Source organism: Pacificimonas flava (assembly GCF_000342165.1).
In the GTDB taxonomy this organism is placed as follows: domain Bacteria; phylum Pseudomonadota; class Alphaproteobacteria; order Sphingomonadales; family Sphingomonadaceae; genus Pacificimonas; species Pacificimonas flava.
Map to the genome: position 1 here is coordinate 1 of NZ_AMRV01000001.1, position 22,694 is coordinate 22,694.

A 22,694-nucleotide genomic window follows, 5' to 3' on the forward strand; every position below is an offset into this window, starting at 1 on the left:
AGTTTTTTGAAAACAGCCTGTAATTCACTCGCTCTGGTGATAATAATGCCTACGTCTATAACTCTGAGGTCAAAGAGAAGTCGGAAATTATTTAGATCCCGATCATAAAACGGATCTTTATTATTCCACTCGACCTCCACGCCAACCCGGCCCTTGAAACAATCGACGGAGTGTGTGGGACTTTCATATTCGCGGTCGTCGACGCTTATTGCCGTGTTAAACCTCTTTTCCTGCCACCCTAAGTTGTAAAAATGACTATCTATTCTATTGGCAATCGGTGATTTGCGTCCGCCCTTTGTGATGACCTCAGACTTCAAGAGGGTGAAACCACGAAGGACGGCTAGAATGTCGCTCCACTCTTCGGGACAGGCCGTCTGTAAAATTCCCGTTGCATTTCGCCACTCGTTGACATGGTAAAGATCGAGGAGGTCGGTCGGGATCAGATGCAACGTCGACATTACAGCGCCATAGACAGCGCGGAAAATACGCTCAACCCGGCCTCGCCAGAATATCCATGTCGTAAAGCCTGCTTCTCAAAAAGCGCATTTAAGATTTTCGGCATAATTACTCCCCCTCCACCCGCACCGTCCCCTTCGCTTTCAAATCCGTATCGCTGATGTGCCAGCGGCGTTGGGCTCCGGTTGAGCCGGGGACGTCGTTGACGCGGCGCAGGGTGACGGGGCCGATCCTGTTGAACGTGTCGCCGCTTTGCAGCCGCCCGTACATCTGCATGGGCACCGTCACGTAGAGCGAGCCTGCCGCGCCCTTCGGGCGGCCCGGGGCGCCGGTCATCACGTAGATTTCCTCATACTGGGCCATGGAGTCCGCGAACTCCGCCGCGCTCATGCCGCTGGCCTTGCCGCCATCGCCCCACAGGGCATGGGCGGCGGCGAAATCGTCCTGTTCCAAGGCAGCGCCGTACCGCTGCACCACCTGCGCGGCGTCCTCGGCCCCGCCCGGCTCGATGTCTCCCTCCTCAAGCGGCGTGCGGCCCGCCGGCAGCCCGCCCTCCTCGCCCGGCGCGGGCGGGATCAGGGCGGGCCGGTCCGCATGCTCCGGCCGCACGGGCGGCGCGTCCGGCGGCGGCGCCTCGGCCGGGGCGTCCGCCGGTTCGGTGGGGATCGGCGCGCCCGTGGGTGTGGTGACCGAGGGCTCCGACAGACCGCTCCGGTCCTCCGTATTCCCGGCGGGCGGTTCGCTGCCGCAGGCGCCCAGCGCCAGCGAGAGGGGCAGGGCGGCGGTCAGCAGCAGCGAGGCGAGGGGTCTGTGTGTCATGGCGCCAGTCTAGAATCGCCGTTTGCCCGTGGCCAGCATCGCTTCATCGCCGTCTCGCACCGGTTCACCGCGCGTTGTAAACCGTTCAGGCTCCTGCCAGTTCGCCGCGCGTATTCCTACACAGGTTAAGAAAAAGGAGTGTGAATATGCGTACCCTCATTCTCGCCGCCGCGGCGGCGTCGCTGGCTCTTCCCATCGCCGCACCGGCGGCCGCCGATCCGCCGCCCTGGGCGAAGGCGCATGGCAAGCGTGCCAAGGACCACGACCGCGACCGCGACTGGGACGCGGCGCGCCACTACCGAAAGGGCGATTACCGCGCCCGCCGTCTCGACGCGAACGACCGCGTGTGGCGCGGCAGCGACGGCCGCTATTATTGCAAGCGCGACGACGGCACCGCCGGCCTCATAATCGGCGGCCTGGCCGGCGGCACGCTGGGCAATGTCCTCGCGCCTGACGGGTCGAAGCTGCTCGGTTCGATCCTGGGCGGCGCGGCCGGCGCCTATATCGGCAAGTCGGAGGACGATGACGGCGTCACCTGCCGCTAACCCTGTTATCCGGGCGGCCGCTAACCATGCGGCCGCCCCGGCCTTGCCCGCTGCGGCCCTCTGCCGCGGGGGGCGGAATTAACCATGCCGGCCAACCGGCTGTTTACGCGCTCCGGCTTATGAAGGGGCTTCGAATCCTAGCGTTCGGGGCCAAAATCATGATCCGAGTCACGTTTGGCGACGTGCTGTACCGGCGGCTGTTTCCGGTCGTCGTCCTCATTTGCATCGCAGGCGGCGTCATGGCCTTCGCGGCAGAGGCGATGCACATGTCGCTCAACTGCTTCATCGCCGTTTTCTTCGGCGTGCGCCTCGACAACCATATCGCGCTTCGCCGGCAGGCGGAGGCAGAGGCTGCCGCCGCCGAGCGCTGGCAGCGCCTGCGCGGCCCCGTCATCGCCGGCTAGGGCCGGCGCGTTCTCAGCCGCCGAATGCGGTGCGAAAGGCCGCGACGAAGCGGTCGAGGTCGGTTCGCGGCAGATGGTTGATGCCCGCCGCACCCGCGCGGCCGCCGCCGCTTTCGAACTGCAGGCACAGCGTATCGGCGCCCTCCCGCCGCTCATGCGGGGCGCGTACGCTGACGACATAGCCGCCAGGGCTCGCGGTCAGGATCGCGTGGGCGCGGCCGGGCACCGTTTCCGCCAGGCGGTTGCCGAAGACGCCGGAAACCCTGCGAGACGCAGCGGCGTCGGGAAGCTCTATGACGAAGGTGCGCGGCGTTTCGTCGATCACGGCCGCCCCCTCTGCTGCGTCCATATCCTCCCGGTATCCCGCATCCAGCCGCGCATAGATATCCGGCCGCTCCGCGATGAAGGCGAAGGGGCAGGCAAAGGGCGCGGCGTGGCCGTAAAGCGCATCCGGCGGAAAGTGCAGATCGCCGACCGACGCGCCATAGCCGTTATAGTTGAGGAGCGTGCCCAGCCGCGCCAGCGTCTCGATCTCCGCCTCAGTCAGGCCGGCGCTTCGCGCGCGGGCGGACGCGACGTGCGCCAGTCCGTCGCCGAACGCCGCAGCCAGCGCCCAGCGTTCATATGCGCCGCCCAGCCGGTCGCTGACGATCAGCGCCGTGCACATGTCGCTGCCCGTGTCGATGGCCGCGTCCAGCGCCGGGTGGTCCGGGATTTCCCCCGCATTGTGATGATCGGCGTAGAAGACCGCCGCGCCCTGGTCCAGCAGCCGGCGCAGCGCCTCTCCATTGGTGCGCATGGAGATGTCGAGCGCGGTGATGCGGTCGCCGGGCGCGGCCGACAGGCGCGACAGCAGTGCGATGTCGCGCTTCACGCCGGTGATCAGCGCCGCGTCTCTCGGCTCGGCCAGGCGCAGCTGGATCAGCGAGCAGATGCCGTCCGCATCGCCGTTGAAGACGTCGTAGTCGGCCATGCGCGCGTTCCTCCTCGGGGCGGTGCCGCCCGGCTCCTCACTCGCTGGTCAGAAAGCCGTTTGCCTCCAGATAGTCAACGATGGCGGTGGCCGCATCCTCCGCGGTCATGGCGACGGTGTTCACCTTGATTTCCGGGTGCAGCGGCGGCTCATAGGCGCTGTCGATGCCGGTGAAGTTCTTGATCTTGCCCGCGCGCGCCTTGGCGTAGAGGCCCTTCACGTCGCGCTCCTCGGCCACCTCCAGCGGCGTATCGACATGGATTTCGATGAACTCCCCGTCGGGCATCAGCGTGCGCGCGATCTGCCGTTCGGATCGGAACGGCGAAATAAAGCTGACCAGCGTGATCAGCCCCGCATCCGCCATCAGCTTCGCGGTCTCCGACACGCGGCGGATATTTTCCACCCGGTCGGCATCGGTGAAGCCCAGATCCTTGTTCAGGCCGTGGCGCACATTGTCGCCGTCCAGCGTATAGGTGTGGCGGCCCATGTCGAACAGGCGCCGCTCGACCAGATTGGCGATGGTGGACTTGCCCGCGCCCGACAGACCGGTGAACCACAGCACCGCCTGCCGCTGCATCTTCTGGCCCGCCCGCTCGCGCCGGCCGACGTTCAGATCCTGCCAGACGACGTTCTGCGCCCGCCGCAGCGAATAGTCGAGCATGCCGGCCGCGACCGTCTCGTTGGTCTGCCGGTCGATCAGGATGAAGCTGCCCGTCCGCCGGTTCTCCGCATAGGGGTCGAACGCGATGGGCTGCGCCAGCGACAGGTTGCATTCCGCCACCTCGTTCAGCTTCAGAACCTTCGCCGCTTCTTCCGAGAAATCGTTGACGTCGATCCGGTGCTTCAGCGCGGTGATTGAGGCCCCGACGGTCTTGTTGCCGGTTTTCAGCCGGTACTGCCGGCCCGGCAGCATGGCCGTCTCCGACATCCACAGCAGCTTCGCCTGGAACTGGTCCGATTGGGCCGCGGGGTGGGCGGGTGCGCACAGGATGTCGCCGCGGCTGGAATCGATCTCGTCCTCCAGCACCAGCGTCACTGCCTGATCCGCGCGCGCCGCCTCCAGGTCGCCGTCCGCCGTGACGATGCGGGCCACATGGCTGCGCCGCCCCGACGGGATGCTGATCACCTCGTCCCCCGGTCGCACGCGCCCCGAAGCGATCGTGCCGGAAAAGCCGCGAAAATCGAGATTGGGGCGGTTCACCCACTGCACGGGCAGGCGGAAGGGCGCATCCGCATCCTCCCGGTGCACCTCGATCGATTCCAGATAGCCGAGCAGCGTATCGCCGCGGTACCAGCGCATGGCATCGCTTCTCGCCGTCACATTGTCGCCCGTCAGCGCGCTCATGGGAATCATCGCGATATCGTCGAAACCGAGCGTGCCGGCAAAGTCGCGGAACTCCTCCTCGATGTCGTTGAAGACGCGCTGCGAAAAGCCGACGAGGTCCATCTTGTTGACCGCAACGGCCACGTGGCGAATGCCGAGGAGGGAGGCGATGAAGGCATGGCGCCGCGTCTGCACCTGCACGCCCCGCCGGGCATCGATCAGGATGACGGCGACATCGGCGGTGGAGGCACCCGTCGCCATGTTGCGCGTATATTGTTCGTGCCCCGGCGTATCGGCGACGATGAACTTGCGTTTTTCCGTCGAGAAGAAGCGATAGGCGACGTCGATGGTGATGCCCTGTTCGCGCTCCGCCGCCAGTCCGTCGACCAGCAGCGCCAGGTCGGGGGCGTCGCCCGTCGTGCCGGACACCCGTGAATCGCGTTCGACTGCCGCCAGCTGATCCTCGTAGATCATCTTCGTGTCGTAGAGCAGGCGCCCGATCAGCGTCGATTTGCCGTCGTCGACGCTGCCGCAGGTCAGGAAGCGCAGCAGCCCCTTTTTCTCGTGCGTGTCCAGATAGCCGAGAATGTCGGAGGCGATCTGCGCGTCGGGACGATAGGATGTGCTGCCGGCTGCATGGTCCGCCATCAGAAATACCCTTCCTGCTTCTTCAGCTCCATGGAGGCGCCCGCGTCCGAATCGATGACGCGTCCCTGCCGCTCGGATGTGGTGGTCAGCAGCATTTCCTGGATGACGTCGGGCAGCGTCGCCGCCTGGCTCTCCACCGCGCCCGTCAGCGGGTAGCAGCCGAGGGTGCGGAAGCGGACCATGCGCTCTTGCGGCACCTCTCCATCGTCCAGCGGCATGCGGTCGTCGTCGACCATGATCAGCACGCCGTCACGCTCCACCACCGGCCGCGGCGCTGCGAGATACAGGGAGGGGAGGGGGATCTCCTCCTTGTAGACATATTGCCAGATATCCAGTTCCGTCCAGTTGGACAGCGGAAAGACCCGCATGCTCTCGCCCTTGTGGACATGCGTATTGTAGATGTTCCACAGCTCCGGCCGCTGGTTCTTCGGGTCCCAGCGGTGCTGTGCGCTGCGAAAGGAGAAGACGCGCTCCTTCGCCCGGCTTTTCTCCTCGTCGCGCCGCGCCCCGCCGAACGCCGCATCGAACCCATACTGGGTCAGCGCCTGTTTCAGCGCCTGTGTCTTCATGACGTCGGTGTGGACCGCGGACCCGTGCGTGAACGGGCCGACGCCGTCGCGCAGGCCTTCCTGGTTCTGGTGCACGATCAGGTCGAGACCCAGCCGCTCCGCCTCCGCATCGCGAAAGGCGATCATCTCGCGAAATTTCCACCCCGTATCGACATGCATCAGCGGGAAGGGCGGTTTCGAGGGGTAGAATGCCTTCATGGCCAGGTGCAGCATGACGGCGGAATCCTTGCCCACCGAATAGAGCATGACCGGATTTTCGCAGGTCGCCGCCACCTCCCGCATGATGTGGATGCTCTCGGCCTCCAGCCGGTCGAGATGGGTCAGGGTCTTTTGCGTCACATCCTGTCCTTCCAGTTCCGCGAGGCGTTTGCGCGCCGCCGCCAGCGTCTTGACGGTCAGCTGACCGCCGGCCGCAAGCCGCGCGATCCCCTTGCCGTCGTTCAGGATTTTTCGGGAAATGGTGGTCAGCGACTGGCCAAGCGCGCTTGCCGCCCGCTCTGCGCGTGCCACCAGGTCCGCAATATCCGCATCGGCCATATGGGATCCTTCCCACGTTTGTGGTCGGTGCGGCAATAGTCCGAATGCGGGAGGCGATTAAACAAACTTTACCTTGTGTCGTTAGAAGAGGCTTTCCATCTCCAGCTGCAGGGAACCGCCGTCCGGCGCCGGGCGATCCTGTTCAGTTGATTGTCACGAAAACGGCTCTAAGGGGGTGCCTATGAGCGACACCGAACGCATCAAGTCCTTGTTACAGGGCAAGAACATCCTGGTGGCGGAGGATCAGGTCATCCCGGCCATGGGGCTGGAGGTGAAGCTGCGCTATTCCGGTGTGCACAGCATTCGCATCTGCGACCGCATGGCGGCGTGCATGTCCGTCATCGATGGCGACTTTTTCGAACCGGACGCGGCCATCATCGACATCGACATGGCGGGCAAGGATGGGCGGGAACTGGCGCGGGAGCTTCAGGCGCGCGGCATTCCTTTCATCTTCCATACCGGATCGACGGACGCGGATCAGATCGCCAGCGAGTTCGGCGGCGCGCAGGTCGTTCAGAAGCCGTCGACCGAAGCCGAAATCCTGAAGGCTGTCGCCGCGCTGTTCGAAACGCAGGACCGGGACGAAGCAGGCGATGCGAGCGAAAACGGCGATGCCGACGGGAACGGCGATGCGGAAGAGGGCGGCTCCGCCAATTCGGCCGGAGCACGCTAACCCTCATCTCGATTTCGTGACGGATTTCTAGCGGCGTCCCTCTTTCAGACGTTCGGCATGCCAGCCGACATGCTCCGCCATGAAGGTGGAGATGAAATAATAGCTGTGATCGTAGCCGGCGCGCAGATTCAGCTCCAGGTCCTGCCCCAGCTCCTTGCAGACGTCCCGCAGAAAGCCGGTTTTCAGCTGCTCCTCCAGAAACTGATCGTCGGTCCCCTGATCGACGCGCAGATGCGGATGGCGGGCGCCGTCCGCGATCATCGCGGAGGCGTCATGGGCGCGCCACGCATCCTCGTCATCGCCCAGATACAGACGCAGCGCCTCCTGCCCCCAGGAACAGGACAGGGGCGAGACGATGGGGGAGAAGGCGGAGATGCTGCGAAACCGATCCGCATGCCGCAGCCCGATGGTCAGCGCGCCGTGACCGCCCATCGAATGCCCCATGATCGACTGCCGTTCCATGTCCGCGGGAAAGATGTCGCCGATCAGGCCGGGCAGTTCCTCCTCGACATAGGTTTTCATGCGGTAATTCCCGGCCCAGGGCGCCTCGGTCGCATCGACATAGAAGCCTGCGCCCTTGCCCAGATCGTACTGATCCTTGTCGGGAACGTCGTCGCCGCGGGGACTCGTGTCCGGCGCGACGAAGATGATGCCGTGCTCGGCGCAGGCGGCGCGGTACTCGCCCTTTTCCGTGACATTCGCGTGGGTGCAGGTCAGGCCCGACAGATACCACAGCACCGGCAGCGCCGCGCCCTTTTCGTGCGGCGGCACGAAGACGGAGAAGGTCATGTCCGTACCCGTGGCGTCGGAGGCGTGCGTGTAGACGCCCTGCGTGCCGCCATGGCTCTTGTTCGTCGATACGGTTTCCATGTCCGGTTCCTTCTTCCCTGTTTCCGCGGCGCAGGCGGCCCTGCTGCCCGACAGCGGCCACGCCGCGCCGGCGTTCCATTCGGCGCGTCCCTAACGCATGAGGCTCGCCTTCGTCACGGGCAGCGCCCCGCGCAAGGGGCAGCGGGCGATTCCTCCCAGCCGACCGTATCCGATTACGCGAGATCACACCCTCGATGGACCCCTGCCTTCGCAGGGGTGACGAGGCGATGAGGGGGAGACGAGGGCCTGAAGGCCTGATCGGCCGCGTGTCCGCCTGCCGACATGCCGAGCATAGGGGGATTCCGGTGAGCGGCGCGCGCTGCGGCGACCATGCTTCTTTTCGTCACCCCCGGCGATGGCTCCTCCGCAGCGGTGATGAGGTCATGAGGGGAGGAAGACGAGAGCGTGACGGCTTGCTCGGCCGCCCGTCTGCCTGCCGCCGTTTTTCTCGCACTCCCGACGATGGACCCCCTGCTTTCGCAGGGGCGACGAGGTAAAGAGGGGGAGAAAGACGAGAGCGTGACGGCTTGACCGACCGCGCGTCTGCCGGCCATGCCGAGCATCGGTGGTTCCGCTTGGCGGCGCGCGCTGCCAGGACGCGTGCATCTTTCCGTCACCCCTGACGATGGACTGCCTCCGCAGGGGTGACGAGGTGTGGTCTTGGAAACGAGTGCACATTTTTCGTCACCCCTGCGTAGGCAGGGGTCCATGCGCGCACCACGGACCAGCCTTGGCCGCAGCCTTCGAAGGCTCACGAGCAGGGCAGAGAACGAAGAAGGACCTGTCCGCTACCGAAACACCACCGTCCGCTGGCCGTTCAGAAGGACGCGGCGGCGGCCGGTCCAGTCTACGGCGCGGGCGAGGACCTGCGCTTCGATATCCCGCCCGGTGTGGATCAGATCCTCGACGCTCGCGCGGTGATCGACGCGCTCGACGGCCTGTTCGATGATCGGCCCCTCGTCCAGATCCTCGGTCACGAAATGGGCGGTCGCGCCGATCAGCTTGACGCCGCGTTCGTGTGCCCGGTGATAGGGTTTCGCGCCCTTGAAGCCGGGCAGGAAGCTGTGGTGAATATTGATGCAGCGCCCCGCCAGCGCCCGCGTCAGGTCCGGCGACAGCACCTGCATGTAGCGGGCGAGGATCAGATAGTCGGCGCCGGCCTCCGCCATCACGCGCTGGATATCCGCCTCCTGCGCCGCCCGGGTGTCGTCCGTGACGGGCAGATGGTGGAACGGGATGCCGTGCCATTCCGTCAACTCGCGTCCGACATCGTGATTGCCGACGACGGCCGCGATGCGCATGCCCAGAGTCCCGGCGCTCTGGCGCAGAAGCAGGTCGGCCAGACAGTGCAGCCCGCGCGATACGGCGACCACCGCGCGCGGCGCATCGTCCATCGCGGTCAGCGACCAGTCGAAGCCGAAGCGTTCGGCCACCGGCATCATTGCCGCGCGCAGCGTCTCGATCGGCGGCAGGGTCCGGCCGCCGGCCGCCTGAAAGACGACGCGCATGAAGAAGCGCCCCGTCTCCAGGTCGGCATATTGCTGGCTGTCCAGAATGAAGCCGCCCCGATCCGCCAGCACACCGCTGACGGCCGCGACGATCCCGACGCCGTCCTTGCAGGTCAGCGTCAATATGCAGGCGGGTTCCGCGGTCACGGCCGGGATCTCACATCGATCTCCGTCAGGTCATGCGGTGCATGGCGCAGATCTTGTTGCCGTCCGGATCGCGCAGATAGGCGAGGTACAGCTTCACGCCCGCGCCTTCGCGCACGCCGGGCGGATCCTCGATGGCGCTGCCGCCGGCTTTCTGGCCCGCCTCGTGCCAGGCGTCGGCCTGTTCCGGGCTGTCGGCGGCGAAACCGATGGTCATGCCGTTGCCATTCGTCGCCGGCTCTCCGTCGATGGGTTTCGTCACCATGAAGACGGAGCCGCCGTGCAGGTACATGATGCGGCCCTTCGGATCGACGCGGCCGGGCTTGCCGCCCAGCGCCTCGAACAGCGTGTCGTAGAAAGCCCGAGACCGGTCGATGTCGTTGGACCCGACCATGACGTGACTGAACATTTCCGCTTCCCCTTCTTTTTCGTGTCCGGTCCGGCTTCGCTCAATAAACCACGACGGCGCGGATCGATGTCCCCTCATGCATCAGATCGAAGCCCTTGTTGATCTCCTCAAGTGACAGCTTGTGGGTGATCATCGGGTCGATCTCGATCTGGCCGTTCATGTACCAGTCGACGATCTTCGGCACGTCCGTGCGCCCGCGCGCGCCGCCGAATGCCGAACCGCGCCAGCTGCGGCCCGTGACGAGCTGAAACGGGCGGGTTGCGATCTCCTCGCCCGCGCCGGCGACGCCGATGATGATGCTTTCGCCCCAGCCCTTGTGGCAGGATTCCAGCGCCTGGCGCATCACGTCCGTATTGCCGATGCATTCGAAGCTGTAGTCCGCGCCGCCGCCCGTCAGGTTGACGATTCGCTCGACGATATCGCCGCCGTCCTTCGGGTTCAGGAAGTCGGTCATGCCGAACTTGCGGCCCCATTCGGCGCGGTCGGGGTTGATGTCGACACCGACGATCTGGCTGGCGCCCGCCATCTTCGCGCCCTGTATGACGTTCAGGCCGATGCCGCCCAGGCCGAAGACGACGACGCGGCTGCCCGGTTCCACCTTCGCCGTGTTCACCACCGCGCCGACCCCGGTCGTCACCCCGCAGCCGACATAGCAGCTCGTGTCGAACGGCGCGTCGTCGCGAATCTTCGCGACCGCGATCTCCGGCAGCACGGTGAAGTTCGAGAAGGTCGAGGTGCCCATATAATGATAGATGGTCTCGCCCTTGTAGCGGAACCGGCTGGTGCCGTCCGGCATCAGGCCCTGACCCTGTGTGGAGCGGATGCGCTGGCACAGGTTCGTCTTCGGGTTCAGGCAATATTCGCAGGTGCGGCATTCCGGCGTGTAGAGCGGAATGACATGATCGTCCGGCTTCACGCTCGTGACGCCCGCGCCGATTTCGCGTACGATACCCGCGCCCTCATGACCCAGCACGGCGGGGAATTTCCCCTCCGGATCGGTGCCGGACAGGGTGTAGGCGTCGGTGTGGCAAAGGCCGGTCGCCATGATCTCGACCAGCACCTCGCCCTCCTTGGGGCCTTCCAGGTCCAGCTCGACGATTTCCAGCGGCTTCTTCGCCTCGAAGGCGACGGCGGCTCTTGTCTTCATGGAATTATGCGGCTCCTTTCGCGGCTTGGCGCCATTCTGTCAGCAGGAATTCGGTGTACCCATTAGGTTGCGTCTCCCCGTCGTAGATCAAGGCCTGCGCGGCTTTGTAGGCCGGCCCGTCGAACGTCGAGGCCATGGGGCGATAGGCGGCGTCGCCCTCGTTCTGCCGGTCGACGATCGCCGCCATGCGCCGCAGCGTCTCCTCGACCTGATCCCTTGTGACCACGCCGTGCGCCAGCCAGTTGGCGATATGCTGGGAGGAGATGCGCAGCGTCGCCCGGTCCTCCATCAGCCCGACATCCTCGATGTCCGGCACCTTCGAGCAGCCGACCCCCTGATCGACCCAGCGCACGACATAGCCGAGAATGCCCTGGCAATTGTTCTCCAGTTCGCGCCGAACCTCCTCCTCCGTCCAGTTGCGGCCGGCGGCAAGCGGCGGCGTCAGCAGATCATCCACGCGCCCGGTCACTGGCTCCGCCGCCAGTTCGTCCTGCCGCGCCATGACATCCAGCTGGTGATAGTGCAGCGCGTGCAGCGTCGCGGCCGTGGGGGAGGGGACCCAGGCGCAGGTGGCGCCGGCCTTCGGATGCCCGATCTTTTCGCGCATCATGTCCGCCATGCGGTCGGGGGCGGCCCACATGCCCTTGCCGATCTGCGCCTTGCCCTTCAGCCCGCAGGCGAGGCCGATGCCGACATTGCGCGCTTCATAGGCGTCGATCCAAGCTGCCTTCTTGATCTCGTCCTTTCTGAGCACCGGCCCGCCGGCCATCACCGTGTGGATCTCATCGCCCGTCCGGTCGAGGAAGCCAGTGTTGATGAAGACCAGCCGTTCGCGCGCGGCGTGGATGCAGGCGGCGAGATTGGCGCTGGTGCGCCGCTCCTCGTCCATGACGCCGATCTTCAGCGTGCCGCGCGCCAGACCCAGCAGATCCTCGACCCGGCCGAACAGCTCGCACGCCAGCGCGACCTCCTCCGGTCCGTGCAGCTTTGGCTTCACGATATAGACGCTGCCCGCACGGCTGTTGCGGTGCGGGCCCTTGCCGTTCAGGTCGTGCAGCGCGCACAGCGCCGTGACGGCCGCATCCACGAACGTCTCGGGCACCGTCTCTCCGTCCAGTTTCACAATCCCGGTCTGGATATGGTGCCCGACATTCCGCACCAGCAGGGCGGAGCGGCCGGGCAGGACAAGCGCGCCTCCATCCGGCGCGGTGTAGACCCGGTCCCCCTCCAGCGTGCGCTCCAGCGTCTCGCCGCCCTTGTGGAAACTCGCGGCCAGCGTACCCTTCATCAGGCCCAACCAGTTACGATAGGCCAGCGTCTTGTCCTCGCCGTCCACCGTCGCCACCGAATCCTCGCAGTCGCAGATGGTGGAGACGGCGCTTTCGACGATCAGGTCGGCCACGCCGGCGCGGTCGTCCCTGCCGATGCGGTGCGCGCGATCGATCAGGATTTCGACGTGCAGGCCGTTGTTGACCAGCAGCACCGCCTCCGGCGCGTCCGCCGCGCCGCGCCAGCCGGCAAGCTGCCCGGCATCCCGCAGCGCCGGCACGAGCGCGCCCTCCTCGATCCGGTAGGTCTCGACATCCGCATGACGTCCGCTCGCCAAAGGGAAGGTGTCGTCCAGGAACGCTTTCGCCCGCGCGATCACTTCTGCGCCGCGTGCCTCGTCATAGCCGCCGGCCGGCGGCGCGCTCCCCAGCGCGTCCGTGCCGTAAAGTGCGTCGTACAGGCTGCCCCACCGCGCATTCGCGGCGTTCAGGGCATAGCGCGCATTGGTGATCGGCACGACGAGTTGCGGCCCCGGCAGCGTCGACAGCTCCGCATCGACATTCGCCGTCTCGATGCGGAACGGCGCCGGTTCCGGCACCAGATAGCCGATCTCCTCCAGAAACGCCCGCGCCTCGGCGCCGCCCACATCCTTGCCCTTCCGCGCGGCGAACCAGTCGTCGAGCCGCCGCTGCAAATCCGCACGCCGCTCCATCATGGACGCATTCTTCGGCGACAGGTCGGTAAGCAGGCTCTCCAGCCCGCTCCAGAACGCATCCGCCTCGATCCCCGACCCGGGCAGCGCCTCGGCCTCCACAAACCGGCAGAGCGTATCGTCGACCTCAAGCCCGGCGCGCATCGTCATTCGCAAGATCCTCCCTCACCACGTTCCGGCCGACTGACTAGCGGGCACCGGGGCTCGTGTCAGGCCTGGAATCCCGCGCAGCCGCCGCCGGCAGCGAAGACCCGTCTAAGTTGGGAGGGTGGGACGGTGGCGGGCACGGAGGGATTCGAACCCTCGATACGGGTCAACCCCGTATGGCGGTTTAGCAAACCGCTGGTTTCAGCCACTCACCCACGTGCCCGCAAAAGCGCCGTGTGCCGGCCGGAAGGCGGCGCTATAACGGCAGGGCGCGCGCAGTTCAACGCCGCCCATGCCCGCCGCCGAAACTTTCTTTACGGGGGCCGGTTTCAGCGCGGTGTCACGCGCTCCGTCTCGCTGCGGCCCGCCGCCTTCAGCTTCTCGACGATGGCCTTCACGTCCTGCGCCCGCTCACGAGGCAGGACGACGACGCAGTCCTCCGCCGCCACGACCACCAGATTGTCGAGGCCGACCGCGCCGATCAGCGGGCCGTCCGACCACAGCAGCGATCCGCGGCAGTCCTCCACCAGCGCATCGCCAACCGCGACATTGCCGTCCTCGTCCTGCGCCAGCACTTCGTGCAGGGCCGCGAACGATCCGATGTCCGACCAGCCCATATCGACCGGAACCACCGCTTTCTTCTCGGCCGGCTCCATGACGGCATAGTCGATGGATTGCGAGGCGCAGCGGAAGAATGCGTCATAGCCCGGCCGTACCACCTTGCCGGCCGCGCCGGAGGCTTCGAAGGCCTCGACGCAGGCGCTGGCAATGCGCGGTTCATGCGCGGCCAGCGCGTCCAGATAGGCGCGCGCCTTCATCAGGAAGATTCCGGCATTCCAGTAAAAGCCGCCGCTTCTCAGGAAGTCCTCCGCCGTTTCGCGGTCCGGCTTTTCGCGGAAGGTGGCGACGCGGCGTCCGGCGGCGCCCAGTGGCTCCCCCGCCTCGATATAGCCGTAACCCGTTTCCGGATGATCGGGTTGTATGCCAAAGGTGACCAGCCAGCCGTCCGTCGCCAGCTCGCGGGCGCTGTCCACCGCCCGGCGAAAGGCTGCCTCGTCGCGAATCAGATGATCGGAGGGCATGACCAGGATCTGGCCCTCGGGATCCGCGGCCGCGACATGATGGGCGGCCATGGCGATGGCGGGGGCGGTGTTGCGCGCCGCCGGCTCCAGGATCAGCGCCGACAATGGCGCGCCTTCAAAGGCTTTCTCGACCAGTTCCCGGTGCGCCTCTCCGGCGACGACGATCGGATCGTGATAGCCCGCGCCCACCGCGCGGGCCGCCGTCGCCAGGATCATCGGCTGGTCCTGTCCCAGTGTCAGCATCTGCTTCGGCCGCTCCGTTCGCGACAGCGGCCACAGCCGCGTGCCGCTGCCGCCGGATAGGATGACCGGCCAGATGTCGGCGCCGATTGCCCGTGTCGCACCGCCCATTTCTCCGTCTTCGCTCGCGCTGCTTTCGGTCATCGGCTTCCCGCTCTCTTCGCAATCATGGTTTCGATCCTAGTGACGCGTTAAGAGTTTGCGGATATGGGCTTTCGCGAATGTCCACAAGCAGCGCCGTTCCCCAGGGGGATTGCGAGCGGCCGATTCGGACACGCGCGCCGGCGAGGGACGAGAGAGGGGAGTTCACACCGGCGCGAAACGAAGCATTACGGGACGCCGCCATTTGATCCGCTTATTTCGCCATTATTTTCCCAGGTCGCTGCTGATCCTCGGTCTGATCGAGACGGTCCTCGTCTTCCTGTCTGCGCTGTTCGCCTGGCAATTGCGCGTGTCGCAGATCGGCGGGGCGGAACCGCTGACCTCGCAGCTTCCGGAACTGCTGACCTATACGGCGACCGTTTACGTCATGCTCCTTGGCGTCGGCGCCTATCAGCTTTCGTCCTTCCGGACGCTGCGCATGACCAGCGCTCGGATCATGCTCGCGCTGGTCCTCACCGTGCTGATCCTTTCGGTCATCATGCTGATCTTTCCGACGCTGAACCTGTGGCGCAGTGTGCTGTTCTACGCGATCCTGATGACGCTGTTCGCGCTGGTGGCGACGCGCGCCGTCTTCCAGTGGGTCATCGGCTGGCGCAGCTTTCGCGAACCGATCGTCATCATCGGCGCGGGCAGCCGCGGCGCACGCCTGCGTGAGCTGGAGAACAGGGACACGTCCGGTTTCCGGGTTGTCGAACACTTCGCGCTGGGCACCGGGCAGCGCATCGTATCGGACGCGAAAATGCTGTCGGACCTCGAGTCCCTCTCGGATTTCTGCCTGCGCAACGATGTCGAGGAGATCGTCCTCGCGCTCGACGAACGGCGTGGCGCGCTGCCGGCGAGGCAGCTTCTGGAGGCGAAGCTCTCCGGCGTTCGGGTGTCGGAGAAGACCAGTTTTCTCGAACGCATGTCGGGCCGCGTGGATCTCGCCAGCGTCAGCGCCTCCTGGCTCATCTTTTCTGACGGGTTTCTCGGCAGTTCGGGATGGTCAGTCGCCTCGAAGCGCATTTTCGACATCGTTTCCAGCACGGTCCTGCTGCTTCTGACCTCGCCCATTCTGGTGCTTGCCGCCATCGCCGTAAAAACCACCAGCGCCGGTCCCGTCTTCTACCGGCAGGAGCGTGTGGGACAGTTCGGCCGGACCTTCTCCATCGCGAAATTCCGTTCCATGGTTCAGGATGCGGAGCGTGACGGCGCGAAATGGGCGGCCGCCGGCGATCCGCGCGTGACGCCGGTGGGCCGTTTGCTGCGGAAGACCCGGATCGACGAAATCCCGCAGATCTTCAACGTGCTGAAGGGCGATATGTCCTTTGTCGGCCCGCGGCCCGAACGGCCCGTGTTCGTGAAGGAGCTGGCAGAGCAGATCCCCTTCTATAACGAACGCCATATCGTGAAGCCGGGGATAACGGGCTGGGCGCAGCTCAACTATCCCTATGGCGCCAGCATGGAGGATGCGAGCCACAAGCTGGAATACGACCTCTACTACATTAAGAATTATTCGCTGTTCATCGACCTTGTCATTCTTATCCAGACGATGCGCGTCGTCATCTGGCAGGACGGGGTGCGTTGACGGGCGAAACCGCGATTTTCAGCCACTGGATTGCCGCGGCATCCTACACGCTGCTTGCGATCCTCGTCCTTCTGATCGGCAAGCAGCGCAGCCTGACAACATGGCTGGCGCTGGCGGCCGGCGTCCATGCACTCTGGGCCGCGGCGCTGGCCTATGCGATCACCACGGGCGGCCATTATGCGCTCGTCCTGACGCTGGGGGAGACGCTGCGCAGCGGCGCTTGGATCGTCTTCATCGGCGTCATGATGAAGGCAAGCTGGGCGGACGAAAGCCGCAATCCCAGCCGTCAGGTCATCCTGTCGCTCTACGCGCTGATCGCGTTGCAGCTCGCGCTCGATCTGGTGACGGCTGCGGGATATGGGCTCACCGCGCCGCTGCCGTTCCTCGTCGACCTGTCCCGCGTGGCGGTCGCGATTGGCGGCCTCGTCCTTACCCACAACCTATACGTTTCAAGCGCGCCCGCCAATCGCTGGAGTCTCAGCACGCTCTGCCTCGCGCTTGCCGGCCTCTTCGCCTACGACCTCAACTGGTCGACGCTGGCGCTTCTCGACCCGGCGCTCTCCATCGCCTTCTTCGATGCGCGCGGCGCGGCCAATGCGCTCGTTACGCCGCTTTTCCTGATCGCGGCCGTGCGCAACCGTAATCTTTCCATGCAATTGTCCCGGCAGGCGGCGTTCCAGACCTTCGCGCTGGGCGCCATCGGCATCTACCTCATCGGCATGTCGATCGCGGCCTATCTGCTCGGCTTCGTCGGCGGTGACTGGGGACGTCTCCTCCAGATCCTCCTCGTCTTCGCTGCGGTCGTCATTGGCGGCATCGTGCTTCTTTCGGGCCGGGCGCGCGCCTGGATCCGGGTGAAGATCAACAAACATTTCTTCGCCTACAAATATGACTACCGGGAGGAGTGGCTGCGGTTCATCGCCACCGTGGCGCGATCCGGTCCGGGTTTCGGCAGCCTTAGCGAGCGGGTGATCCAGGCCATCGCCAGCATCGTCGATTCGCCCGGCGGCATTCTCTTTCGCCTGGGCGGCGCCGACCGGTTCGAACCCGCCGCGCAGTGGAACTTCCGGTCGCTGACGCCGGAGGGGTTCTCCCTGCCGCCGGAACTGCGCCGGCTGATGACGGAGGAGGGGCGCATTCTCGTGGCGGAGGGGGACGTGTCCGCGCGCTTCGCGCCCGACATGGCCGCGCATCCGGGACTGTGGCTGCTCGTACCTCTCATACATCTGGAGGAACCGATCGGCGTCATCCTCCTGGAACAGCCGCGCGCCGCCCGCGACCTCGACTGGGAGGATTTCGATATCTTGCGCACCGTCGGCCGCCAGGGCGCCAGCTACATCGCGGAGCAGAGCGCGCTCGCCAGCCTGGAGGAATCGCGCAAGTTCGAGGAGTTCAACCGCCGCTTCGCCTTCATCATGCACGACATCAAGAACCTGGTGTCGCAGCTCAGCCTGCTCGCCCGCAATGCGGAGCGCCATGCCGACAATCCGGATTTCCGCAGCGACATGGTGGCCACGCTGAAAAGCTCGGTCGGAAAGATGAACGATCTGCTCGTGCGCCTCGGCCAGACGCAGGGGGCGCCGCGGACCAGCGAGACCTTCGACCTTCGCGCCATGGCGTCCGGCCTTCAGCGCGCCAAGGTGCGGGCCGGTGCCAACGTCGTTCTCGACGCGGACGATTATCCGCTTCAAATCGAAGGCGACGGCGCTAAAATCGAGCAGGCGGTTGAACATATCGTGCAGAACGCCCTTGATGCGAGTGCGGAGGGGGCGCCCGTGCATATCCGCCTGCGGAACGAGGCCGGGGCGGTCACGCTGATCGTCGACGATCGCGGCACCGGCATGACGGCGGAGTTCGTGCGAGAGGAACTGTTCAAGCCGTTCCGTTCGACCAAGCCCGCGGGGTTCGGCATCGGCGCCTACGAGGCGCGCGAGCTCTTGAAGGGAGAGGGGGCCACGCTGGAGGTGCTCAGCCGGCCGGGAGAAGGATCTAGCTTTATCGTGCGGTTTCCCATCCGCGCCACAACCGAAAGCGGGGCGCAAGAATGAAGGCCAGGAACGACCGGGTGCTTCTCGTCGTGGAGGATGATGAGGGGCTGCAGCGCCAACTGAAATGGGCCTATGAGGACTATGAGGTCGTCATTGCGGGCAGCCGCAAGGAGGCGATGGACATGATGCGCCTGCACGAACCGCGCGTCGTCACGCTCGACCTCGGCCTGCCGCCCGACCCGGACGGCACCAGCGAGGGGTTCGCCGCGCTGGAGGAGCTGCTGGCGGCAAAACCCGACACGAAGATCATCGTCGCGTCCGGCCACGGCGCCCGCGAAAGTGCGCTGCGCGCCATCGCCAGCGGCGCCTACGATTTCTACCAGAAGCCGGTGGACATCGACGCCCTCGGCCTCATCGTCGGCCGCGCCTTTCACCTCTACGAGATCGAGGAGGAGAACCGCGCCCTCGCCAGCGCTCAGGCGAATACGGAGCTTGGCGGCCTCGTCACCGCCGCCGATCCCATGCAGAAGGTCTGCCGCATGATTGAGCGTGTGGCGACGACGGATGTCTCCGTCATGCTGCTCGGCGCCAGCGGCACCGGCAAGGAACTGCTCGCTCGCGGCCTGCACGAATCGAGCCCGCGCGCGAAGGCGCCCTTCGTCGCCATCAACTGCGCCGCCATCCCCGAGAACCTGCTCGAGGCGGAGCTGTTCGGCTTCGAGAAGGGCGCGTTCACCGGCGCGGCGAAGACCACCGAGGGCAAGATCGAGCTGGCCGAGGGCGGCACGCTGTTCCTGGACGAGGTGGGCGACATCCCGCTGCCGCTGCAGGTGAAGCTGCTGCGCTTCCTGCAGGAGCGCGTCATCGAGCGCATCGGCGGCCGCAAGCAGATCCCCGTCGACGTCCGCATCGTCTGCGCGACGCACCAGAATCTTGAGGAGATGATCGCCGCCGGCAGCTTCCGTGAGGATCTCTGGTACCGCGTCGCCGAGGTCGTCGTGCGCATCCCGTCGCTCGCGGAGCGTCCGGGCGATCCCGTCCTTCTCGCGCATCATTTCCTTCGGAAATTTTCGTCCGAAATGAACCGGAAGCTCTCCGGCTTCGAACCCGCCGCGCTCGCCGCCATCGAGGACTGGCCCTGGCCGGGCAATGTTCGGGAGCTGGAGAACCGCATTAAGCGCGCAGTCATCATGGCGGATGCATCACGGGTGGCCGCCGGCGATCTCGATCTGGGAGAGGCGGAGGACGACGAGCCGCTGAACCTGCGTCAGGCGCGTGAGGAGGCCGACCGGAAGGCGATCAAGATGGCGCTCGCACGGGCGGACAACAATATATCGGGAACGGCGAAATTGCTCGGGATCAGTCGTCCGACGCTTTATGATCTTCTAAAACAATATGCTATTGAAGTGTCGTGAGGCCGGGCGGCGACCGGACGGCGACCGGGCGATAAAGCCCGGTGCTGAAATGCTGTGGTAATGCCGGGACGTCATAGCGGGGGAGGAATATGGCAATGTCTGACAAGAAAGCGGGTGCGCGCATGCGCGGATTGAAACTGGCGGGCACGGCGCTCGTCCTTGGCGCGGCGGTGCCGCTTACTGTGTCGCCGGCCTGGGCGGATGAACAATCCGCGGCCTCGGATGCCTATGAAAACGGCTTTCGCAGCTATCAGGCGGGCGATTACCGCACGGCCCGGATCCAGCTTCTGAACGCGCTGAAGGCGAATCCGAACAACGCGCTCGCCCGCATCATGATGGCGAGGACCGCGCTCGCGCTCGGCAACGGGGTGGAGGCGCAGACCGAACTCGAAACCGCGATTGAGGACGGCACGCCCCGGTCCAAGGTTCAGCACCTGATGGCGCATGCCCTCCTGCTCCAGGGCAAGGCCGATCAGGCCTCGCAGATTCTGGACAGCACCGATTTCGAGCCGCAATTCGCCGGCTATGCCGCGCGCCTGCGGGGACAGGTCGCCGCCGGCAATCGCGACCTTGAAACGGCCGAGCGCGAGTTCAACCGCGCGCTTGCCCTGTCCCCGGACGATCTCGACACGGTGAACGTCGTTGCGCGTTTCCTGCTCGCCCTGGGACAGGCCGACGAGGCGAAGGCCCTGCTGCAGCCCGCGCTGCAAAAGCGGCCCGGTCATATCCAGTCGCTCATCACCATGGGCAATATCGCGCGCCGCAGCGAGGGGCTGGAGGCATCGCTTCCCTATTTCAACCGTGCGGTGGAGGTGGATCGCAACAGTCTGGAGGGGCTGCTGGAGCGCGCCGCCACGCTCGGGGACCTCAACCGCGACGAAGAGGCGCGGGCCGATTTGGAGCGTATCAACGGCCTCGTGAACAACCATCCCATGGCTCTGTACCTAGAGGCGGTTCTGGAAACGCGGGAGGGCAACACCGACAAGGCGCGCCAGCTCATGCAGCAGACGCGCGGCATGGTGAACGAGTTCGCGCCCGCCATGATGCTGCAGGGACTGCTTGCGCTCGATGCCGGCAATGTCGACACGGCGAACGATTTCCTGGGCCGCCTCGTCGGACGCGTGCCGAACAGCGTCACCGCGCGAAAGCTCTACGCCTCCGCACAGATGCAGAAGGGCGATGCGGAGGGGGCGCTGAACACCATCCAGCCCATCCTCGACGCCGATGCCGCCGACGCGCGCACCTATGCCATTGCCGGCGCCGCCATGGCGCGAACCGGCAACGCCCAGCAGGCGCAGGCCTATCTTCAGCAGGCGGAGGAGATGTCCGGCGATTCGTCCGTGCAGAACCAGCTCGCCATGACCCAGCTTATGGAGGGCGACACCGAACTTGCCGAACGCACGGTGCAGGATGTCCTCAACAAGGACCAGGAGTCGCTGTCCGGCCTGATGATGCTGGCGCTGATCAACATGAAGGACGCGGACTTCGGGGAAGCCGAGGCCGCCTCCCAGCGGATCATCAAGGCGCATCCGCAGCTTCCCATCGGGTACAATCTGCTGGGCGGCGCGCTGATCGGCCAGGGGGACCGGGCCAAGGCCGAACAGGCGTTCCGCACGGCGCTCGACAAGAAGCCCGATTATGCGGAGGCGCGGCGCAATCTGGCCCAGATCCTGATCGCCAAGGGCGATACGGGCGCCGCCAAGGACGAGCTGCGAAAGGTCGTCAACGACAACAATCGCGACACGCGCGCGCTGATGACGCTGGCGGAGATCGCCGGTCAGCAGGGCGACCGGCGCGAACAGCTGGAGTGGCTGCAACAGGCGACCTCCGTCGACCGCGATGCGCCGGCTCCGCGTATCGCGCTGGCCGATGCCTATCTGGCCGCGAATCAGCCGGACAGGGCGCAGAACGAGGCGTCGTCCCTGCTTCGCGACTTCCCGGAAAATTCCGCGGCGCTGCTCGCGGCGGCGCGCATTTACGAGGCGAGCGGCCGTCAGGATCAGCTCGTGTCCCTGTTCGACCGCATGGTGTCTGTCGATTCGGACCGGCTGCTGCCGCGCATCCTTCTTGGCCGCGCGCTGCAGGCGAACGGTGAGACCGACGATGCCCGGCGTGCGTTCCAGCGCGCGCTGACCATCACCGGCGAGAATACGACGCCCGCCTATCTGGAGCTGATCGCTCTGGAGGCGCGGGAGGGGCGCATCGATCAGGCGCGGGAATGGGCCGTTCGCCTGCGCAACGAGCAGCCCGATTCCAACGTGGCGGAGGTCGCACTCGGCCGCGCCTATCTGCTTGCCGACCGGCCAAAGGACGCGCTCGCCGCCCTGTCCGCCGCGCGCAAGAAGACCTTCGACCTGTCGACGGCGCGCGCCATCGCGCAGGCCTACAGCGAGCTTGGCCGCGACGCCGATGCGATCAAGATCCTGCAAGCCTATAAGAAGGAAAATCCGAAGGATCCGGGTTCCCTCGGCTCGATCGCGGAGCTGCAGCTGAACGCCGGCCAGTACCGCCAGGCGGCGGCGAACTACGAATCGCTGCGCAAGGTCATCGGCAACCGCGATCCGGGCGTCCTCAACAACCTCGCCTACGCCTATCTGCAGATCAAGGATCCGCGCGCGGTGCCGGTGGCGAAGCTGGCCTATGACATGGCGCCGGCCAATCCGGCGATTGCCGATACCTATGCCTGGGCGCTGCTCAGGACGGGCGGCGACAAGGCGCTGGCGCTGAAGCTCCTGCGCCGTGCGTCCTCGACCGTGCCCGGCAATCCGGAAATCCGCTACCACCTGGCGCAGGCCTATCTCGCCAATGGCCAGCGGTCGGAGGCGTTGCAGGCGGTTCGCCAGTCGCTGAACGGCAATGCACAGTTCGCGGAGGCCGGTCAGGCGCGCGCGCTCCTCAAGCGTCTCGGCGGCTGATCCGCTTTTCCTCCGCCGTTCGGAGAAGCGGACTTGCACAAATCGCCCGCGGTCTTTAGAGCCGCGGGCTCGGTCGGAGCGTAGCGCAGCCTGGTAGCGCATCACACTGGGGGTGTGGGGGTCGCAGGTTCGAATCCTGTCGCTCCGACCAGTCCTTCCCCCATACCGCAG

The 22,694-nt window shown here is 65.8% G+C and carries 18 protein-coding genes and 2 tRNA genes; 8 read left to right on the forward strand and 12 right to left on the reverse strand.

Going from position 1 to position 22,694, the window contains the following annotated elements:
• Together C725_RS00005 and C725_RS15075 are read right to left on the reverse strand one after the other, a co-directional pair.
• On the reverse strand, window positions 1-458 hold a 458-nt coding region (locus C725_RS00005; protein WP_038280932.1), incomplete at its 3' end, for a BglII/BstYI family type II restriction endonuclease.
• Between the two features lie 106 nt (window positions 459-564).
• A complete protein-coding gene (locus tag C725_RS15075; protein WP_008599360.1) occupies window positions 565-1,275 on the reverse strand; it encodes a hypothetical protein in 711 nt (236 codons plus the stop codon).
• Window positions 1,276-1,421: 146 nt separating this feature from the next.
• Here C725_RS15075 and C725_RS00015 point away from each other — a divergent pair, with 146 nt between their 5' ends.
• Window positions 1,422-1,820 (forward strand): hypothetical protein, encoded by a 399-nt coding sequence (locus C725_RS00015; protein ID WP_008599361.1) that lies wholly within the window; start codon window positions 1,422-1,424, stop codon window positions 1,818-1,820.
• A 158-nt stretch (window positions 1,821-1,978) separates the two neighbouring features.
• Window positions 1,979-2,224, forward strand: coding sequence for a hypothetical protein (locus C725_RS00020; RefSeq protein ID WP_008599362.1), 246 nt, complete (start codon window positions 1,979-1,981; stop codon window positions 2,222-2,224).
• A gap of 13 nt (window positions 2,225-2,237) precedes the next feature.
• On the opposite strand, the gene C725_RS00025 is transcribed toward C725_RS00020, so the two are convergent.
• Genes C725_RS00025 through cysD form a run of 3 tightly spaced genes read right to left on the reverse strand, consistent with a single transcriptional unit; the run spans window position 2,238 to window position 6,275 of the window.
• Window positions 2,238-3,197: a hypothetical protein gene (locus C725_RS00025; RefSeq protein ID WP_008599363.1), complete on the reverse strand. Its 960-nt coding sequence runs from the start codon at window positions 3,195-3,197 to the stop codon at window positions 2,238-2,240.
• A 37-nt stretch (window positions 3,198-3,234) separates the two neighbouring features.
• The gene (gene cysN / locus C725_RS00030) at window positions 3,235-5,169 is read right to left on the reverse strand and encodes a sulfate adenylyltransferase subunit CysN (RefSeq protein WP_008599364.1); all 1,935 of its coding nucleotides are present in this window, start codon (window positions 5,167-5,169) and stop codon (window positions 3,235-3,237) included.
• Entirely contained in the window at window positions 5,169-6,275 is a 1,107-nt protein-coding gene (gene cysD / locus C725_RS00035; protein WP_008599365.1) for a sulfate adenylyltransferase subunit CysD, read from the reverse strand. Before cysD ends, cysN begins: the two co-directional genes overlap by 1 nt.
• Window positions 6,276-6,456: 181 nt before the next feature.
• Between cysD and C725_RS00040 the strand changes: the two genes are divergently transcribed.
• Complete coding sequence (locus C725_RS00040; RefSeq protein ID WP_008599367.1) at window positions 6,457-6,948, forward strand: response regulator; 492 nt, start codon at window positions 6,457-6,459, stop codon at window positions 6,946-6,948.
• Between the two features lie 27 nt (window positions 6,949-6,975).
• Here the strand turns inward: C725_RS00040 and fghA are convergent, their stop codons facing one another.
• From fghA to C725_RS00075, 7 genes are all read right to left on the reverse strand, one after another.
• On the reverse strand, window positions 6,976-7,818 hold the full coding sequence (gene fghA / locus C725_RS00045; RefSeq protein WP_008599368.1) for an S-formylglutathione hydrolase: 843 nt from the start codon (window positions 7,816-7,818) through the stop codon (window positions 6,976-6,978).
• Window positions 7,819-8,606: 788 nt separating this feature from the next.
• Complete coding sequence (gene purU, locus C725_RS00050; protein WP_008599370.1) at window positions 8,607-9,473, reverse strand: formyltetrahydrofolate deformylase; 867 nt, start codon at window positions 9,471-9,473, stop codon at window positions 8,607-8,609.
• A 25-nt stretch (window positions 9,474-9,498) separates the two neighbouring features.
• Window positions 9,499-9,879 (reverse strand): VOC family protein, encoded by a 381-nt coding sequence (locus C725_RS00055; protein ID WP_008599372.1) that lies wholly within the window; start codon window positions 9,877-9,879, stop codon window positions 9,499-9,501.
• Window positions 9,880-9,919: 40 nt separating this feature from the next.
• The gene (locus C725_RS00060; protein ID WP_008599373.1) at window positions 9,920-11,026 is read right to left on the reverse strand and encodes an S-(hydroxymethyl)glutathione dehydrogenase/class III alcohol dehydrogenase; all 1,107 of its coding nucleotides are present in this window, start codon (window positions 11,024-11,026) and stop codon (window positions 9,920-9,922) included.
• Window positions 11,027-11,030: 4 nt separating this feature from the next.
• Entirely contained in the window at window positions 11,031-13,157 is a 2,127-nt protein-coding gene (locus tag C725_RS00065; RefSeq protein ID WP_008599374.1) for a malate synthase G, read from the reverse strand.
• Window positions 13,158-13,284: 127 nt separating this feature from the next.
• Window positions 13,285-13,377, reverse strand: a tRNA-Ser gene (locus C725_RS00070).
• A 106-nt stretch (window positions 13,378-13,483) separates the two neighbouring features.
• A complete protein-coding gene (locus C725_RS00075; RefSeq protein ID WP_008599375.1) occupies window positions 13,484-14,620 on the reverse strand; it encodes a mannose-1-phosphate guanylyltransferase/mannose-6-phosphate isomerase in 1,137 nt (378 codons plus the stop codon).
• A gap of 202 nt (window positions 14,621-14,822) precedes the next feature.
• Here C725_RS00075 and C725_RS00080 point away from each other — a divergent pair, with 202 nt between their 5' ends.
• The 5 genes from C725_RS00080 (at window position 14,823) to C725_RS00100 (ending at window position 22,674) form a co-directional block, all read left to right on the forward strand.
• Complete coding sequence (locus C725_RS00080) at window positions 14,823-16,205, forward strand: TIGR03013 family XrtA/PEP-CTERM system glycosyltransferase (RefSeq protein ID WP_008599376.1); 1,383 nt, start codon at window positions 14,823-14,825, stop codon at window positions 16,203-16,205.
• Window positions 16,202-18,253, forward strand: coding sequence for an XrtA/PEP-CTERM system histidine kinase PrsK (gene prsK / locus C725_RS00085; protein WP_008599378.1), 2,052 nt, complete (start codon window positions 16,202-16,204; stop codon window positions 18,251-18,253). The genes C725_RS00080 and prsK overlap by 4 nt, the downstream gene beginning before the upstream one ends.
• Entirely contained in the window at window positions 18,250-19,608 is a 1,359-nt protein-coding gene (gene prsR / locus C725_RS00090) for a PEP-CTERM-box response regulator transcription factor (protein ID WP_008599380.1), read from the forward strand. Before prsK ends, prsR begins: the two co-directional genes overlap by 4 nt.
• 122 nt (window positions 19,609-19,730) lie before the next feature.
• Entirely contained in the window at window positions 19,731-22,523 is a 2,793-nt protein-coding gene (prsT, locus tag C725_RS00095) for an XrtA/PEP-CTERM system TPR-repeat protein PrsT (protein WP_420804912.1), read from the forward strand.
• Window positions 22,524-22,597: 74 nt separating this feature from the next.
• Window positions 22,598-22,674: transfer RNA gene (locus C725_RS00100), tRNA-Pro, on the forward strand.
• The last annotated feature ends 20 nt before the right edge of the window (window positions 22,675-22,694 follow it).